Annotated in this window: 17 protein-coding genes, 1 pseudogene and 1 other annotated feature; of the genes and pseudogenes, 4 read left to right on the top strand and 14 right to left on the bottom strand. The window is 38.9% G+C overall.

All coding sequences use genetic code 11. The features are described from left to right. Window positions 1-208 precede the first annotated feature (208 nt). From ltaS to AC2YJL_RS04820, 6 genes are all read right to left on the bottom strand, one after another. Window positions 209-2131 carry a lipoteichoic acid synthase gene (ltaS, locus tag AC2YJL_RS04845; RefSeq protein WP_230933416.1) on the bottom strand — a complete coding sequence of 641 codons (1923 nt, stop codon included), beginning with the start codon at window positions 2129-2131 and terminating at the stop codon, window positions 209-211. Between the two features lie 407 nt (window positions 2132-2538). Beyond that, a complete protein-coding gene (locus AC2YJL_RS04840; protein WP_230933417.1) occupies window positions 2539-2892 on the bottom strand; it encodes a cupin domain-containing protein in 354 nt (117 codons plus the stop codon). Window positions 2893-2943: 51 nt separating this feature from the next. Continuing rightward, window positions 2944-3843 (bottom strand): DMT family transporter, encoded by a 900-nt coding sequence (locus tag AC2YJL_RS04835; protein ID WP_487374641.1) that lies wholly within the window; start codon window positions 3841-3843, stop codon window positions 2944-2946. A 152-nt stretch (window positions 3844-3995) separates the two neighbouring features. Next, window positions 3996-5123 (bottom strand): NADH-dependent flavin oxidoreductase, encoded by a 1128-nt coding sequence (locus AC2YJL_RS04830; RefSeq protein WP_230933418.1) that lies wholly within the window; start codon window positions 5121-5123, stop codon window positions 3996-3998. Window positions 5124-5323: 200 nt separating this feature from the next. Next, window positions 5324-5509, bottom strand: coding sequence for a Fur-regulated basic protein FbpA (locus AC2YJL_RS04825; protein WP_013058636.1), 186 nt, complete (start codon window positions 5507-5509; stop codon window positions 5324-5326). A gap of 124 nt (window positions 5510-5633) precedes the next feature. Then, a complete protein-coding gene (locus AC2YJL_RS04820) occupies window positions 5634-6518 on the bottom strand; it encodes a DUF4405 domain-containing protein (RefSeq protein ID WP_374199235.1) in 885 nt (294 codons plus the stop codon). 238 nt (window positions 6519-6756) lie between these two features. Continuing rightward, window positions 6757-6988 (top strand) — a binding site (T-box leader). Window positions 6989-7055: 67 nt separating this feature from the next. On the opposite strand from AC2YJL_RS04820, the gene AC2YJL_RS04815 reads away from it, so the two are divergent. Continuing rightward, window positions 7056-8426 (top strand): amino acid permease, encoded by a 1371-nt coding sequence (locus AC2YJL_RS04815; RefSeq protein ID WP_369361393.1) that lies wholly within the window; start codon window positions 7056-7058, stop codon window positions 8424-8426. Window positions 8427-8468: 42 nt separating this feature from the next. Here AC2YJL_RS04815 and AC2YJL_RS04810 read toward each other — a convergent pair whose 3' ends face one another. The 4 genes from AC2YJL_RS04810 to AC2YJL_RS04795 all read right to left on the bottom strand — a co-directional run bounded on the left by AC2YJL_RS04810 (window position 8469) and on the right by AC2YJL_RS04795 (window position 12048). Further along, window positions 8469-9695 (bottom strand): DUF819 family protein, encoded by a 1227-nt coding sequence (locus tag AC2YJL_RS04810; RefSeq protein WP_230933421.1) that lies wholly within the window; start codon window positions 9693-9695, stop codon window positions 8469-8471. Window positions 9696-9825: 130 nt separating this feature from the next. After that, window positions 9826-10392, bottom strand: a complete 567-nt coding sequence (locus tag AC2YJL_RS04805) for a TetR/AcrR family transcriptional regulator (protein ID WP_028410959.1) — start codon at window positions 10390-10392, stop codon at window positions 9826-9828. 121 nt (window positions 10393-10513) lie between these two features. Further along, entirely contained in the window at window positions 10514-11152 is a 639-nt protein-coding gene (locus AC2YJL_RS04800; protein WP_251568455.1) for a hypothetical protein, read from the bottom strand. Continuing rightward, window positions 11149-12048: a LysR family transcriptional regulator gene (locus AC2YJL_RS04795; RefSeq protein ID WP_230933423.1), complete on the bottom strand. Its 900-nt coding sequence runs from the start codon at window positions 12046-12048 to the stop codon at window positions 11149-11151. The genes AC2YJL_RS04800 and AC2YJL_RS04795 overlap by 4 nt, the downstream gene beginning before the upstream one ends. 155 nt (window positions 12049-12203) lie before the next feature. On the opposite strand from AC2YJL_RS04795, the gene AC2YJL_RS04790 reads away from it, so the two are divergent. Further along, entirely contained in the window at window positions 12204-12953 is a 750-nt protein-coding gene (locus AC2YJL_RS04790) for a sulfite exporter TauE/SafE family protein (RefSeq protein ID WP_230933424.1), read from the top strand. A gap of 21 nt (window positions 12954-12974) precedes the next feature. Here AC2YJL_RS04790 and AC2YJL_RS04785 read toward each other — a convergent pair whose 3' ends face one another. The 4 genes and pseudogenes from AC2YJL_RS04785 to AC2YJL_RS04770 form a co-directional block, all read right to left on the bottom strand. Next, the gene (locus AC2YJL_RS04785; protein WP_230933425.1) at window positions 12975-13469 is read right to left on the bottom strand and encodes a GNAT family N-acetyltransferase; all 495 of its coding nucleotides are present in this window, start codon (window positions 13467-13469) and stop codon (window positions 12975-12977) included. Window positions 13470-13541: 72 nt separating this feature from the next. Continuing rightward, complete coding sequence (locus AC2YJL_RS04780; protein ID WP_251568454.1) at window positions 13542-14183, bottom strand: NAD(P)-dependent oxidoreductase; 642 nt, start codon at window positions 14181-14183, stop codon at window positions 13542-13544. A gap of 50 nt (window positions 14184-14233) precedes the next feature. Then, window positions 14234-14431: pseudogene (locus AC2YJL_RS04775) on the bottom strand (hypothetical protein); the annotation flags it as partial. 130 nt (window positions 14432-14561) lie between these two features. Next, window positions 14562-15224 (bottom strand): MgtC/SapB family protein, encoded by a 663-nt coding sequence (locus AC2YJL_RS04770; protein WP_230933427.1) that lies wholly within the window; start codon window positions 15222-15224, stop codon window positions 14562-14564. Window positions 15225-15328: 104 nt separating this feature from the next. On the opposite strand from AC2YJL_RS04770, the gene AC2YJL_RS04765 reads away from it, so the two are divergent. Both AC2YJL_RS04765 and AC2YJL_RS04760 read left to right on the top strand, forming a co-directional pair. Next, entirely contained in the window at window positions 15329-16138 is an 810-nt protein-coding gene (locus AC2YJL_RS04765) for a class I SAM-dependent methyltransferase (protein WP_369361397.1), read from the top strand. Between the two features lie 43 nt (window positions 16139-16181). Beyond that, complete coding sequence (locus AC2YJL_RS04760) at window positions 16182-16901, top strand: poly-gamma-glutamate hydrolase family protein (protein ID WP_369361398.1); 720 nt, start codon at window positions 16182-16184, stop codon at window positions 16899-16901. The last annotated feature ends 2 nt before the right edge of the window (window positions 16902-16903 follow it).

The raw sequence follows: 16903 nt of genomic DNA, 5'->3' as shown, positions 1-16903 counted from the left end.
TATATGCCTCCAACGATAATAAAAAGAAACAACAAAGCAAAGAACACTCTGCCCCATCGAACTCTTCTTCTTCTTTTGCGTCTTGTTCGCTCCACGTTTCTGTCACCAGCTTTCTTTTCAATGAAGTTCTCATAAAACAAGCAAGTAGCTAAGCTTTTAAAAAGCTCCTCTACTTGCTTGTTTGGATTGTATGGTGTGAAAGCTTACATTACTTTTCTGTTTCCTGGTCTTTTCCATACATGTATTTTGATGGATCGACCGGTTTAAAGTCATCTAATTTATTAAATCGTAATAAATCACCGTATAACACTTTATCAGAAAGTTCTAGCTCTCTTCCAACTTTCTTTTTATAAGCTTTCGCTTCGTCTGTTGCTGTGATTCTTTCTCCCGTGTTTGTATCGTAATACTTGCCGTCAATTGACGTGTATTTCGGAGAAACATAGTCACCGTTTCTAAATGCTACTACCTGATCATGGTCTTTTGATAATAAATCTGTACCGAATTGAACATACTCTTTACTATCAATTCCCACTAAGTGAAGAAGCGTAGGTACTACGTCAATTTCACCGCCGTACGTATGGTTCACTCCACCTTTTACACCTGGTACATGAAGGAAGAACGGTACGCGTTGAAGCTGAGCGTTTTTATATGGCGTAATTTTCTCGCCAAGAACTTTTTCCATTGCTTTGTTATGATTTTCAGAAATACCGTAGTGGTCACCGTAAATCATAATAACTGAGTTGTCATATAAGCCTGAAGCTTTTAGCTCCGTAAAGAATTCTTGCAGTGATTCATCCAAATAACGAGCCGTTTGGAAATAACGGTCTACCGTTCCATCTCCTGTGTTTGCCGGCTCAATGCTAGCATCGCCTTTATCAAGGACAAATGGGAAATGGTTTGTTAATGTAATCATATGCGCATAGAAAGGCTGCTTCAATGACTGTAGCATTGGCATAGATTCTTTGAAGAATGGCTTATCTTTTAATCCATAGTTTACTTTGTTATCACCAGTCATATTGTAATAACTTGCGTCAAAAAATTTATCCACACCGAACTGTTTATAAATTTCATTACGGTTCCAGAACGTTTTATAGTCTCCGTGTAAAACGGCACTTGTATAGCCGCCCTCTTGATCTAAGATCGCTGGTGCTGCTTGGTAAGTATTGCGGCCTTTTAAGCTAAATGCTGATCCTTGAGGCAAGCCGTATAATGACGTATCCATCATAAGCTCTGCATCAGCTGTTTTACCTTGTCCTGTTTGATGGAAGAAGTTATCAAAATACATAAATTCATTTCCATTTGCTAATGAGTTTAAAAACGGCGTTACTTCTTGCCCGTTTAACCTGTAGTTAATCAGGAATGACTGAAATGATTCTAGATGAATTTTAATAATGTTTTTTCCTTTTGCTTTACCGGCATACTCAATATTTGGAGCTGCATAGTGACTTGTACTGAAGTTTTTCACTGTTGTTAAGTCATCACTGCTTGCGAATGCTCGCTGCTTTGAGTTTTTAAACGTTTGAACTGCATCATACACCGTGTAGTTGTATGCTCCTAAATATTTCACTAGGTAGTTGCGATCAAATGTTCTTGTTAATAATTCAGGGCGATCTTTTTCAGCATAGTGCAGGTTAATTGCAAAAGCGATAGCTCCTGCCGCTAATACCATGAACGTATAGCGGAATTTAAGGCGTGCTTTTGGCCATTCGATTTTTCTAACAAACAATAGCGCAATCAGTAAAATAATATCTACAAAGTAAAAAATATCGTGAGCTTTTACTAAATCAGCGATACTGCCTCCTAAATGACCCACATTGCTTGTTTGCGTTAAAGTAGGCAATGTCACAAAGTCATTGAAGAATCGATAATATAAAATATTGCTGTACAAAATGACCGTCATGATTGTACTAAGGATAAGCGTCCAAACGATGGCTCTTTTCCCTCTTGCAAACAATGCTAACCCTAAAAAGATCAAAGTTGAACTAATTGGATTAATAAACAATAACGTTTTTTGCATTGAGTCACTTATATCTAAGTTGAACTCCACTTTGTAAGACATGTAAGACTTGATCCACATGAATAAAACCGCTATAAAAAAGTAAAACAACGGCTTTGAAAATAGTTTTTTCATTTTCAAATTCCTTTCACTAAAAAGTAGAGATTTCATGTTCAGCTAACCTCAGGAAAATCCCCTACATTAAATCGTAACGGTTACGTCCTGCAAAAGATTACCTGAAAATGATTCAATTTGTCAAACAATATCATCTTCATCTCTTTTTTTAGTCATCTACAAAATTTACACTTTAACTTGTAATCTCTTATTTTTTTATCTTGATGTTAATATTACACAATTGTTAATTTGTAAATTTTGTTCTCCCTATATTGCATACATATTAATTTACCACATTTCTGCTCTGCAATAAAAGTATTTTTATTTTATTAGGCATAATATTTCACTTACTGAATGAAAAGGTACTATTGTACTGGACGGTATGCTTCGCTTACTGTTAGGACTAGTAAAAATAGACTGATCTATGCTTAGTCTTTATCTTCATCAACAGCTATGCGGTCTCCTTGTGCAAAGGGCTGTGAAATAACAAGAAACTCAATCTCTTCACTCAAACGATTCATCATTTGATGAGGAATGGATGGAAGCACTTCTATTCCTTCATGTGCTTTTACATCATAAATAATTCCGTCTACTTCTAGAGCAGCTGTTCCTTTTAGCACAAAGAAAAATTGCTGTGCTCTCGTATGATAATGCCTTACCTCTTTTGTATGAGGGGGCATGCGCTCATGAATAATACTTACGTCTTTATTTTTCACTAGGTGCCACCCATCGCATCTTCCTCCCCACACGTAGTGTTCTGCGTTTTGCTTACTGACTTTCATGACTAGCTCCCCTTTTTTAATAAATGAACACCTGCAGTTAAAATAGAAATTCTATGTGATCTTTTTAATCTTGCTATTGGAAATACTTTTTTTAGATGAAGGTTTTGGCTTCAAAGTAAAAAGCATTCCTAAAAAGATCAAAACAATGCCTGCCAGCTGAAAAAGCGTCGGGCGAAATCCCGTGAATGCTGTATCTAATAAAATAGCAACGGCCGGATCTAAAAATACCAGAACTGAAATCACTTGAGTTTTTAAGTAGCGCAGGCTATCGAAAAACAAATAATACACTAAGCCAGTATGTACAAAGCCCGTTACTAAAATAGCTGTCCAGTTGGCCGTTGTTAGGAAATGAAAATCACTGAAATGAACAAATGGCAATAATAAAAAAATCCCTAAAAAAGTCTGAAGAAATGTAACAGCGTAAGCACTCGTATGAATAATTCCTTTGCCAAGCAGCGTCGTGCATGCATAAAACAAAGCGGCTAAAAGCGCCCACAGTATTCCCGACGACATGAAGCCATCAATCGTAAGTTCCTTCACCCCAATAATCAGAAGTGTTCCTGCAAAACAAATGATGGTAGACATAACGCCAAGAACCGTTAATTTCTCCTTAAACATAAAGCTCCCCAGAAGCAATACTAAAACGGGTGCAAGATGATAAATAGAAATAGCTACCGTAACGGACATCATTTCAAATGCTTTAAATAGAAACACCCAGTTAAATACAAGGAATATCCCGCACAGTAAAATCTGCTTTATTTCTTTGGCATTCCATTTTTCTCTTTTATATTCACCCGTTACAAACCAGCACATTCCGAGAAAAAGCGTTGCACAAATACAGCGAACAAATACTAAATCAAAAGAAGGCAGTCCAGTTTGTGTGGAGAAAAAGCCAATTGAACCAAAAATACTCATTGAAACCATCATTTTTACTGTTGGGCCTGCTTTCATTTTTCTACCTCACTTTCAGAAAACTATTATTATTCAAACATAAAGAAGCCCATTTGTAAATTAATGGTTCAAAAGCTCTGTTCCATAAAAAAGCAAAAAAGCGCAAAGACATGGAGTCAGTCCCATCGTCTTTGCGCTTTTCTGTCTTTCTTTTAATCTTCAACCGGGAACCAGCCTGGTGTGTTAATAACGGCTTGCCACAGCGGGTCAGGAATCACAAGCTTTTCCTGATCTTTTTTGCTTAATGTTGTCACAATTTCATTTTCCCGGCCTTCTTTGACTTTTTGAACCCAGTCTGGATCCATAATTAATTCACGGCCAATCGCAAGCAGTGGAATGCCGGTTTCAAGAGCTGCTGCTGCTTCGTCTGCTGTATGAATAGAACCTACGCCCATCACAGGCACGCGGCTTCCTACGCGCTCTTGAATAATCTCAATACGTGAACGAGTATCTTCCACGCCTCGGCGCGGTTTTGACCAGAATTCTATTAGCGATACGTGAAGGTAATCAAGGTCTTTTTCTGCTAGTGCATCAACTAACTTCAATGTATCAGCCATTGTAATTCCAGGCGTTTCAGGCTCTTCTGGTGAGAAGCGATAACCTACTAAAAATGACTCTTTTGCATGTTTAGAAACGGCTTGCTTTACTTCGTCTACAATTGCTAGCGGGAATGTTAATCGTTTTTCTACGCTGCCTCCCCATTTATCTTCGCGGCGATTAGAATGCGGAGAAAAGAACTGCTGAATTAAATAGTTATTTGCTCCGTGGATTTCAACCCCGTCAAATCCTGCTTCAATGGCACGGCGCGTCATCTCACCAAAATCATGAATAATGCCTTCGATTTCTTCATTTGTTAACTCTCGAGGCACCGGTGCTCCTTCTTGTTCTGCAGCAACAGCACTTGCGCTAACAACCTCTCCATTTGGAACAAGCTCAGGCGGACACATGCGGCCTCCGTGGAAAATTTGAAGAACGGCTTTTGCTCCTTGATTTTTAATGGCTGTTGCTAAGCGGCGCAGGCTAGGAATCATTTCATCGCTGTCTGCAGCAAACTCTCCGTGAAATCCTTTGCCGTTCGGCGTTCCGTATGTACATGCTGTAATGACCATGCTAACACCTTTTGAACGTCGTACATAGTAGTCTACTTCTGCATTTGATACTGTTCCATCTTCATTTGATGAAAAATTTGTCATAGGCGCAAGAATAACGCGGTTATCTAATTTAATGCCATTTGAAAAAGTAAATGGCTGTAGAAGCGGCTCATACTTTTTATTTGTCATTTTATTTCCCTCCAAAAATGATACGGTCAAAAATAGTGGCATATTATAGGTAGAAACTATTTTCCTTCCTATAATATTAATATGTGCCATTTAAAACTGTAACTTTAAAATATACTGTGATTTTAATCTGTACAGTTTTTCCTGTCAAAGAATAAGACTTTCTCATATAAAAAAGCACTCATAGACTGAGTGCCTTTTTATCATTGCGAAAGAGGTTCCTGATTATACATAAATGCTTTTACTTTTACATATTGAGCTTCTAACTCTTGAAGTGTCAGTTCGTATAGATGCCGATTTCCTTTTTTATAAATACCAAAATTCAATAGCGCATTAATAAACCAATTTTTCTTATGTTCCGTTTCAGGCTGTGTGTGTTGTTTCACGATTTCCACCACCTAAGTTTATCTCATTTTAATTTTGCAAAGCATTCGCTTTTACATAATTCGCTTTTACATAAATGATTTTACTTCTGTACGATGAAAAAACAGTGAAATAGAAAGCTTTTTTATTTTAAATTCCTGCAGCCAGACCAGCCATTTTTTTGCGTCTTTTTACTCTTGTTAATATTTTTTCAATATAATAAATAATGATAATAAAAACCGACATAATAGCAAAATAAGTACCGATTACAACAAAAGGATTCGGACTTTCAAAACCGCCTTCTTTTCCTTTCATCCCTCTTTCCAAACCTTCGCCATCGTGATCAAAGTTCGGACGTTCGTGACCAGCAGATGCCGTCGCTGGAGATTTGTTCTCGCTAAATGAACGGCGATCAAAATCCGGCTTCCCACCGCTTTTTTGTGGCATATCTGAGGAACTTAAATTCAGCACTCTCGCTACTCCTCCAAGCTTTCCAAGAAAATCAGTCTCATTTATTTCGTATATGCCAACGACTAACAGTGCAACGGTTGCGAGCTTAGCTGCTATGCTCAAGCTTTTCTTTGATTTTTTGAATTTCGTCATATTTTTGCATACATTTATAACCCATTGCCAATGAAGACCTATGTGAGCGGCTACTAAAATTAACACTAAGAATGATACCGAAATATGCGAAACCTTAAACCACTGTTCGTTCCCAACATTAATATTTGGAAATACTACTCTTGAAATAAAAATACCGCTAATCATAATAAATGACATCGTAATCAACAGCATGATATTTAAAAAATAACCGAACTTTGTTCTGCGCGGAAGCTTACGATCAAATAATTTAACCGTAACTTTCTTTACCCACTGCCAGTTTAGTAGCACGTGGGTAAAAAAGGCGACGGCAATCGCCAACCCCGCAATTTCATGAAACGTTAACCCTCCCAATACTTGTTTGTTAAAAAATAAAACAAACGTAACGGCCATTAAAAGATCCAGTCCAAACCGGACGTACATCATCTTTTTCACTCTATTCATTCTCCTCACCTATGTATTTGTCAAAACAACCTCTTTTTCATATTTCTTAATGTAAGCAGAGTTGGTGAAAATTAGGTGAAATGACTGATTTTTTTACCAAAATAACCAGTCTTGAGTTCTATAAAAAACAGAGTTCAATCATTTTCACTTTTTCAAAAATAGCTGTTGACAAAGAAAAAGGAAGCACGTATAGTAATGGTTATTCATCAAGAACTTTCAGATTTCAATCAAAAACACAGCGATTGGGAGTAGTAGAAGCTTATTATTCGGTCAAGAGAGCTACGGGTTGGTGCAACGTAGTCCAATAATACTTTGAACTCGCCCAGGAGTGGTAAATCAGAAAGAATGCAGAAGTATTCTCTAAGTTTTAACGTCTAACCTTCGTTATCAGGTTTTAAGCAGGGTTCTTTAAGAGCCAACAAGAGTGGTACCGCGGTTAGCTAAAGCTTATCGTCTCTTCTCTCATTTGATAATGAGGTAGGAGACGATAAGCTTTTTTTATTTTATAAAAAAGTGGAGGGAAAAGTCATGAAGAAGGACAACCAAGGTTTGCAGCGAACAATGACTTCACGTCACATTATGATGATGGCGCTAGGTGGAGCAATTGGCGCTGGTTTATTTAAAGGAAGCAGCTCAGCTATTGATATGGCAGGACCATCAGTTATCATTGCTTATTTAATTGGCGGAATTATTTTACTATTCATTATGCAAGGTCTTGCTGAAATGGCGGTTCGAAACAGTGATGCACGAACGTTTCGTGATTTAGTTCAGTCGATTTTAGGAAGCTACCCCGCTTATTTTTTAGACTGGATTTACTGGAAAATGTGGGTGTTAAACATTGCAGCTGAAGCCGTTGTAGCAGCTATTTTTATTCAGTACTGGCTTCCTGATTATCCAATTTGGATGCTTGCTCTAGGCGTATCCGTTATTGTCACAGTTATTAACTTGCTTTCGGTTAAAGCATTTGCTGAAACGGAATACTGGTTAGCATTAATTAAAATTACGGTCATTGTGACCTTTATCATTGCTGGACTTCTGTTACTATTTGTATCATTTGGTCACCATACCGCAGCGGGCTTTTCGAACTTGAGCAATCACGGCGGTTTCTTTCCAAAAGGACCAACTGGGTTAATTACAGCGATGCTAGTTGTCATCTACTCTTACGGTGGAACTGAAATCATCGGGGTAACGCTAGCTGAAACAAAAAACCCTGAAAAAGTAGTACCAAAAGCCGTGCGCAGCACATTAACGCGCATCATTGCTTTTTATCTGTTCCCATTTTTTATCATCGTGAGCTTGATTCCTTGGAATGAAGTGAACGGCGTTTCTCAAAGCCCTTTTGTGATGGTATTTAAAATGATTGGAATTCCTGGAGCAGATCATATTATGAATGCCGTGATCTTGTTAGCCGTTATTTCTTCAATGAACTCAGGACTTTACGGTTCATCACGTATTTTGTATACGCAAGCAGTAGACGGTCGAGTGCCGAAGGTATTTTCGAAACTTTCTGTTAACAAAGTTCCTGTCTATGCAATCTTAATGTGTACATCATCCCTTTATGTGGGCGTGTTGATTTCCTTATTTGCAGGAAGTAAAACATTTGATTATTTGATGGGCTCCTTAGGATATACCGTGTTATTTATTTGGTTGATTATTGCGATCGCACACTTAAAGTCCCGCAAAGTTCAGCCAGAAGCATCGAGCAGCTACTCTGTTAAATGGTTTCCTTATACGACGTGGACTGCCCTAATTGCGCTAAGCGCTATTTTAATTGGTGTTATCTGCACAACATCCGTTGTCATTACGACTATTACACTAGCTATCTATTTATTTATTACAGCTACGTATATCTTTAAAGGTCGCTTTTATCAATCTTCAGCAGTCAAGCATGCTAAATAAAAAAACGCCTCCTCCGAGTCATCAGAGGAGGCGCTTTTTTATTTAAAATGTTAAGTACCAATAGCCAAGTGCAAAGCCGATATAGTTACCAATAATATAGCCAAGCGTTCCTACTACCAAGATAGGACCAACCAAACTTCCCCATCCTTTAGCAATCGCCATTGCGCTTGCTGTCGTAGGCCCTCCTACCGTTGCATTGCTCGCTAGTAAAATATGTTCTAAATCAATTTTAAATACTTTTCCTAGAATAAGTCCCACTATTAAATTACTCATTCCCACAATGAGCACAAATAGAATTAAAAGAGGTGCTTTTTCAACAATTAATGGAATAGACGCCGGTACTCCAATGACAACAAAGAAAATATAAATGAAGTACGTGCCGATTTCTTGGCTTCCGCTAATGTTTTTAAAATAAGAAGGAAACAGATAAATGACAAGAAACGTAAGTGTGGAAAGCAATAAGTATTTTTCGCTCAAAATAGTATGTAATAATGTTTGAATTACCGAAACATTTGGACCGGTTGGAATGATTGTTCCAAACCATTCGGCTAATTTAAACGATGCAACCACTAGAAAAAATGATGTACCAATTGAAGCCGCCACGTCTTTTAACGAAATTTCTTTTTTTGCCCAATATTTTTCTGCAAGCGTATGACGATCATTTTCTCCATATTGCCCAGCCTCTACTTCTTGAATATGAGGCGTCTTAAAATGTTTTCTAAAAAACTTCATAGAAGGAACAAACATATACACGGCAAACAGCAAAGCCATAACCATATTATCAGCAACTACCGTCGCCGAAACCATTTGACTTGATGGTTCAAATTTAGCCGTAACGGTAGCAAAGTTAACCCCTCCGCCTACATAAGAAGCGCCGATAGCAGCTGCAATTTTTGCTAGTTCAGGAATATAATCTTTTAATAACAAGAAGCCTGCTGTGCTCCCTATGACCGTTCCTACTGCACAGATTAAGAAAATAAAAAGCAGTTTCCGGCTTTCTTGAAATAATTCTTTCATATTGACTTGAAATAACAATAATGGAATGGCAAGCGGTACTAGATACGCCCAAACCGCATCATAGACCGGAGACTCTGTTGGAATAATTTTTAAATTTGATAGGATAAGCGCTCCTGCTAGCGCAATAATAGCTCCTGACAGAAAAGAAGCCCACTTATATTTTTGTTCGAGAAAAATACTAACAGAAGCCCAAATCGCTAGAATTCCCCATAGTGCCCACGTATCATCAGCTTGAATAATAGTAAAGATCACGAGCTACTCCTTTCTTTCTTTTTCAAGAAATAGAATTTTCAGAAAATATACCTTTAAATTTTATCAATATATGCCAAATTCCGTCAATCCATAAAAAAAGCTTTCCACTCTAAAAGTGAAAAGCTTTTTTTTATTTGCGAATCAGAACCGGAATCTGCTGCTGAATCTGCTGCAAAGGAGCGCTTGTTTTCTCTGTTAACGAACGCAAGATTCCTCCTTCGATCATACAGTTAATCACAACCGCGAGCTCTCCTGCCTGCTTCTCTTGAAATCCGCTCTCTATCATTTTTTCTCTAAAAAGTTTTTCCCAATCTTGAAACGCTGCGTAGCAGACTTCTCGCAGCGGTTCATTAATAAGCGCCGTTTCTCCAGCCAGCAGTCCAACAGGCATACCAGCAATACTTTCTTCGTGTTCAAACTGCTTGGACAATTCTTCAATAAAATACTGAATAGCCTGCGCTGCGTCAGAAGATTTATTTAAACTTTCTTTAATTTGGATTTGGACGTATTTATTCGTATATTGAACAGCGTGAATCGCCAGTTCTTCTTTCCCTTTTGGAAAATAATAATAAAGAGACCCTTTTGGCGACCCACTCTCTTTAATAATTTGATTTAATCCTGTTGCATGATAGCCTTGCAGCTGAAAAAGCCGCGATGCTGTTTCTAAAATCTTATCGCGCGCATTTGCTTTCTTCACAAAACGATGCCTCCCCTATATAATAAGTGGTTTCTATAACACTACTTATCATATAAGGAAATGAAATTTTTGTCAAAATAAAGTGAATATTTTACCATTTATTTTTTCTTTCTTTCATTCCTTATGACCTAATAATTGTTTTTCTTACTTCTTCCGCTAACGGTTGAAGAGGCGTAATAATACGGTCGCTTACCTCCGCCGCCGCTTCTACCATCGAGAGCTGCGCTACTGAAACAGCAGTATTATGCTCTTTTATTAGCTCATGTAAGACATGTTTCACCTTCTGTTTATACTTCTCTAGGTTTCCAGTCATTACTAGTTCAAAAGCACCTTCTATCACAACAGGGCGAACATTTATCTTTACATTTTGATAAAATACAAATTCGTCTAGACGCTTCATTGTTCCTTCTACGGTTTCCGGATTTGTAAACACGATAAGCTGCGGTTCTTCTATTTCACATATTCGGTGAAAATAAGGCTCATCGATTTTAATAATTGGAACATCGCTTGTAAATGCTTCTGGTAAAAGAGCAATGTAGTTCGTACACGTAAGTAAAATGGCATCCGTTGAACATTCTTCCATCCACTTTAACTGCTTCTCTACTTCTGCAGCTGCTGACTCCGCTGCAAACTTAGGGTCGGTTGTTACCCGATGTACAAGGCCTGGGTCTACGAAATGCATACAGTTCGCAAACGGCAGCGCTTTTTCTATATAAGAGATGTTCGAATGATGAGCGTGCAGGCAAGCAATTTTCTTCATCGTTTTCCTCCCGTATGATGGTCTTTGAAATACTGAATTAAAAATTCCTGGAACTTTTTCGCAACAGGAGTTAAATATTTATCCTTGTTCCACGCAATCCCAATTACCCTTGAAGCTGTGTCTTCTTTGAGCTTTATTTTCTTAATGCCTCGCAAGTCTACTCCCTTTATTTCAGGAAGCAAGGCAAACCCTAAATGAGCCGCTACAAAACCAAGCACCGTTAAAAATTCTTCTCCTTCAAACGTAATATTTGGAACAATCTCGGCCTCTTCAAACAGCTGATCAAAAATTGTTCGGCTTCCATATCCTTTTTTTAACGCGATAAACGATTCATGAGCCAACTCTGAAATCGAAAGCACTTGTCTTGAAGCAAAAGAATGCGTATCAGGGACATACGCGTACAGCTCGTCTTTCCATAAATATTCCCACTGAATTCCTGCCCTAGATTCCGTTACAGAAGACATACAAAAATCAATTTCCCCCGTTTGAAGCTGATCGAGCATGATGTTCGTGGCGTTCTCAAAAATTTGAAATTGAACGTTTGGATACTCTTGTAAAAAAGCATGAACTAGTTTTGGAACGGACGAAGCGCCTAATGATTTTAAAAAAGCAAACGAAATACTGCCGCGGTGAGGGTGAATCAAATCTGAAAGCTCACGTTTAGCTTCTTCCATTTCGTTTAATACTTTAGCCGTTCGTTCGTAAAAAAGCCGTCCGTATCGATTTAAAATAACTTGCCTTCCTTTTCTTTCAAATAGCGGCACGCCAAGCTCTGATTCTAATTTAGAAATTGAGCGGCTGAGCGTAGGCTGTGCGATTGATAATTTTTCTGCGGCCTTTGTGAAATGTTGCGTTTGAGCTACAACATTAAAATATTCGAGCTGCTGCCATTCCATTTTTTCACATCCTTTACTTATTACATAATACTATCAATTTCATATAAATTATACATTGGACGTCATAAAAAATTCATGTTTAAATGAAGAACGTAGCACTTTCTAAAAATGTTATGTGTCTGCATAGAATAAGTGTTGAAAGAAGGAATTAGTTTATGGATGTTTCAATTGTTTTAACAATGTTAGCCGTCGGACTGATCTTAGGATTTGTCGGAGCAGGCGGATCAGGTTTTATTATTTCGATTTTAACGCTGCTGTACGGCGTATCTGTACACGTTGCACTCGCAACGGCTCTTACCGCAATGATTTTCTCTTCTTTATCTGGCGCAGTCAGTCATTACCGCGAAGGTAACGTATCTTTAAAATCCGGTATCTCTGTTGGTATCCTCGGTGCATTAGGCGCTTGGATTGGGTCTAACCTTTCATCCTTTATTCCAGAAGGCGAGCTAAAATGGCTAACAGCCGGTATGCTTTTATTATCTGGTGTTTTACTTTGGGTGCGAATGTTTTTATTTTCCCGTCAGCAAAAAGAACGTACTGTGCCAACAGGAGCTAAATTTGTCGTCTACTCTTTACTAATTGGCTTAATTACCGGCGCTCTATCAGGAATGTTCGGAATTGGATCAACTCCATTTATCCAGCTTGGCCTTATGATGGTGTTAGGCTTGTCTATTCGTCAGTCAGCCGGAACGACAATGCTCGTTATTATTCCGATTGCCATCGGCGGAGGAATGGGCTATTATCAGCAGGGCTTTTTAGATATTCCACTGTTGATCCAAGTAGTAGTCGGCACAATGGTCGGTTCATATATTGGAGCAAAGTTTACAAATCGCGTCCCTGCTCCCGTATTAAAAACGTCCCTTGTAGCGCTGCCTATTTGCTCTAGCTTCCTACTTGTTATATAAGAAAAAAGCTTGAACTTTGGTTCAAGCTTTTTTTATGTCCATCTGATAAACAAACTGCTTTCCTTGGCTTCCAAAGATATGCCGGCCTGTGTTGATAAAGCCGCTTCTTTTGTACAGCTGCTGCGCGGCCGTGTTTTTATAGTTCACGCCTAGCACCACTTCATTTTTAGTCGGAAAGTGATGGTTGATAAAAGAAGGAAGAAGTTTCAATGACTTTTTGCCAACTCCCTTTCCTTGATAATCAGGATGAATGGAATACGACCGTATTAAAAGCGCGCCGGATCTTTTAGTATATTCTTTAACGGCTTCCCCTGCGTCGAGCACGAAAAAGCCGACTAGTTTGTTTTCTGCCAAAATCAAAACGGGCGTTCTGTCTCTTTCCTGCTCACACTTAGCTAAGGCTTCAGCGGGAAGTGCCGTATAAATGAGCTGCTCTTCAGGCAGCGTATAGCTATGTATAGACGAGTCGTAGGATTCACTATAACAAGCTAGCGCTACGTTTTTTGTATTCTTCATTTTCTGCTGTACTCCTTTTCTTTTTTCATAGTATATCACTCACAAAAAAAGCCGCATAAAGCGGCTTTTCCTTTATCTAGCGTCGGATACAACGGTAAAGCGTTCGTTTATATGCTCTCCTCGCTCAATTTCATCAATGACTGCAATGGCGTAATCAGCATAGCTGACATGGCTGTTTCCTTCTGAGTTTAAAATAACATGATCTTTTCCAGTTTTATAAGCATCCGTTCGTTTTCCTGAAGGATTAAAAAATGCTGCCGGGCTAATAAACGTCCAATTAATATCGCTTGTACTTTCTAAGTCTTTTAAATTTTGAGCTTGATTGTCAGCTGTCGCTTTATACTCTTTTGGAAAATCAGGCGTATCTGCTAGACGCGTCGTTTTCTCCTCATCAACAAACAAACTGCCTGCTCCTCCTACAACAAGAAGACGAACGTCCGGAGCATGTTTAAATACACGAATTAACGACTGTCCCGCTTCTACATGCAGATGTTCTTTTCCTTCAGGAGCTCCAAATGCATTCACTACTGCATCCAAGCCTTCGATATCTTTTGCTGTGATATCAAAGATGTCTTTTTCCAGTGTACGAACATCTCGTTCATCTACTTTGCTCGCATCACGTACGATTGCCGTTACATCATGTCCTCGATTTAAAGCTTCTTTCACGATAAAACTTCCTGCTTTTCCTGTAGCACCTACGACTCCAATTTTCATTTTATAACCTCCAGTAAAATTCTCTATATTTAGGTAATAGCCTTTTTTTGCTATGATAAAACACAGCAAAACGGTTTAAGCAAGATAGAGAGAACAAATTGGATAAATGAGTTAGTATGGATTACTTTTAACACCGCGGTTGATTTCCGTGCAGGGTTTCGCTTTCCGCGGGCGGCCGCTGAGCCTCCTCGTCGCTTACGCTCCTGCGGGGTCTCACCTGTTCCGCTTTTCCCGCAGGAGTCTTCGCCTTACCCTCCAATCAACCGCTAGAAGCACCTACATACACGAAATCTACGTCCTCCATTCATCGTTCGGCCCTGCTCTTCCTTCAACTAAAATATGTTTCTTCCAGTTTCTTTTGAAAAAATAAATAAGTGCTTATTCAATTTCAATAAATAATACATGAGCCATAGAGTGAATGGATTTAATCAATTCTACTTTATTCCCTTTCTTTTTTGCCTTTCCTTTTATTTCAACGAAATAAAGCAGTTCCCCTTGATGATGATCCTGCTGAATTTCATAGGATGAAATCATAATATTTTCCCTTTCAATCTTATCAAGGAGCTCATAAATATCCTCTTGATTCGCTGCACGAAACTTAATTAAAAGAGAATGAGTAGAAAGAGATGTAAACATCACGTTCAATATTTCTAAGCCAATCAGCACTAATATAGTTGCGCTAATGCCGACTGTATACATACCCGCCCCAATGGTTAAACCAATTCCCGACGTTGCCCATACGCCTGCGGCTGTTGTGAGCCCTCTAACATGCTGCTTTTGAATAATAATCATACCTGCTCCTAAAAAACCAATACCGCTTACTACTTGTGCGGCAACTCGGCTCGGATCAAGAGCCATATGATCTTGATGAAGCACATCTGAAAAGCCGTATTTCGAAATTAACATAATGAGCGTACTACCGACAGCAACTAAAAAATGAGTGCGAAAACCCGCTTCTTTTGCTCTAAACTCTCTTTCTAAACCAACCAAAGCTCCTAACAAACCTGATAGCGCGAGACGACTAATAAAAGCTGCGGTCATTTCCCCCCTCCTTTCTCTTCACTTTTTTATAAACGGACCTATTAACTATTCCTATTTTTGTTATAATTTACTATAACTAATTTTTGAAGTGGAGGCTAATTAAAGTGGATAAAGTTATCGATTATTACAGCAGGTTTGATGAGTGGGGAAGATTAGAACGGGAGCCTATTGAGTTTCAAGTAAACTGGCATTTTATAAAAAAACACCTTCCTCCCAGCGGACATATCTTAGATAACGGTGCTGGACCTGGAAGATATGCCTTAAAACTAGCAGAAAACGGCTACGAAGTAACTCTAACTGATTTGACGCCTCATTTAGTTCAAACAGCTAAGGAAAAGGCTTTAGAACGGCAAGTATACAATGCATTTCTTGATTTTCACGTGGCAGATGCTCGGAACCTTCAATGTTGCCTGGATGACCAATTTCATGCGGCACTAATGCTTGGACCAATGTATCATTTGCAGAAGAAACAAGATCGCATTCAAGCTGTACGAGAGCTGTATCGAGTCACAAAGCCAGGCGGAACTGTCTTTATTTCGTTTATGCCGCGCGTCCAGCACGTCATTTCTTCTTTAACATCCCCGGAGCGTTTAAAACCAAACAACACGGCAAAAGCGCTTCATGATTTTTATGAATCAGGCTGCTTTAATCATGCCGAAGAAGGCCGGTTTACTCACGCTTATTATGCTAATATTGAGGATATTATTCCTTTTTTAAAGAAGCATGGATTTCAATGCATTGAGCTGATTGCCTCTAACGTTGCTTCGTCCGTTAATTCTGAGGAATGGACTTACTGGAAAGAAAAGTCTCCTGAAGAAATGGACAGCATCGTTCAACTGCTTATCCAACAAGCATCAAGTTCTTATCACCTTGGACTTTCTTCTCATTTACTCTATATCGGACGGAAATACTAATAATCACCTCTACCTATCATAGGATAAATAGAGGTGATTATTGATGAACCGTTTATTCAAATGGAGTACGAGCACTTTGCTATGTTTGATGTACTGCTTTTTGATTCCCCTTCCCTCTTATGCAAGCGGTGACTCTTACTCTTCCTATGCAGAACTGCAACAGCACGAGATTCTCCATCAAGACTACGATATTCGCTACGAACAGCGCTTTAGCTACCTATCCATTATGGCCATTCACGGCGGAGGAATTGAACCGGGCACATCAGAAGTTGCCAAAGAACTTGCTGATCGCTTTTCCGCTTCTTATTATTTATTTGAAGGCATCAAGTCCACTAACAACGGAGTTCTACACATAACCTCAGAAAATTTTGATGAACCGATTGCTAGAGGAATGGCTCAGCAAAGTATGTCCGTGATGACGATTCACGGATACAGCGGCAGCCAGCCTATCGTATACATAGGCGGAAAAAATCAGCTTTATAAAGAGCTGGTGAATCAATCGCTGCGCAAACACGGCTTTACCGTCCGTGACGCTCCTTCTGACATTGCCGGAACAAGCGAACAAAATATTGTGAATGATAATTTGCTAAGAGCCGGAGTACAGCTTGAACTGACGGCCGAACTAAGAAAATCATTTTTCGCAAACCATGACTGGTCGAGAAACAACCGCATGAATGTAACGCCGCTTTTCCATACATTTATCACTTCCTTACAAGAAGCATCTTCTTCCTATCAAACTTTCCTTTACTTTCAAATTCACTAACT

This window comes from Priestia sp. SRI_019, from assembly GCF_057586255.1.
This window is presented reverse-complemented; position numbering and strand designations above follow the sequence as displayed.

What these genes read in the sequence shown, in the direction of transcription:
- AC2YJL_RS04815 (WP_369361393.1), top strand. Translation starts at nt 7,056, where the DNA reads ATGAAGAAGGACAACCAAGGTTTGCAGCGAACAATGACTTCACGTCAC.
- AC2YJL_RS04770 (WP_230933427.1), bottom strand. Translation starts at nt 15,224, where the DNA reads ATGACCGCAGCTTTTATTAGTCGTCTCGCGCTATCAGGTTTGTTAGGA.
- AC2YJL_RS04760 (WP_369361398.1), top strand. Translation starts at nt 16,182, where the DNA reads ATGAACCGTTTATTCAAATGGAGTACGAGCACTTTGCTATGTTTGATG.
- AC2YJL_RS04780 (WP_251568454.1), bottom strand. Translation starts at nt 14,183, where the DNA reads ATGAAAATTGGAGTCGTAGGTGCTACAGGAAAAGCAGGAAGTTTTATC.
- AC2YJL_RS04840 (WP_230933417.1), bottom strand. Translation starts at nt 2,892, where the DNA reads ATGAAAGTCAGTAAGCAAAACGCAGAACACTACGTGTGGGGAGGAAGA.
- AC2YJL_RS04790 (WP_230933424.1), top strand. Translation starts at nt 12,204, where the DNA reads ATGGATGTTTCAATTGTTTTAACAATGTTAGCCGTCGGACTGATCTTA.
- AC2YJL_RS04830 (WP_230933418.1), bottom strand. Translation starts at nt 5,123, where the DNA reads ATGACAAATAAAAAGTATGAGCCGCTTCTACAGCCATTTACTTTTTCA.
- AC2YJL_RS04800 (WP_251568455.1), bottom strand. Translation starts at nt 11,152, where the DNA reads ATGAAGAAAATTGCTTGCCTGCACGCTCATCATTCGAACATCTCTTAT.
- AC2YJL_RS04795 (WP_230933423.1), bottom strand. Translation starts at nt 12,048, where the DNA reads ATGGAATGGCAGCAGCTCGAATATTTTAATGTTGTAGCTCAAACGCAA.
- ltaS (WP_230933416.1), bottom strand. Translation starts at nt 2,131, where the DNA reads ATGAAAAAACTATTTTCAAAGCCGTTGTTTTACTTTTTTATAGCGGTT.
- AC2YJL_RS04835 (WP_487374641.1), bottom strand. Translation starts at nt 3,843, where the DNA reads ATGAAAGCAGGCCCAACAGTAAAAATGATGGTTTCAATGAGTATTTTT.
- AC2YJL_RS04785 (WP_230933425.1), bottom strand. Translation starts at nt 13,469, where the DNA reads ATGAAGAATACAAAAAACGTAGCGCTAGCTTGTTATAGTGAATCCTAC.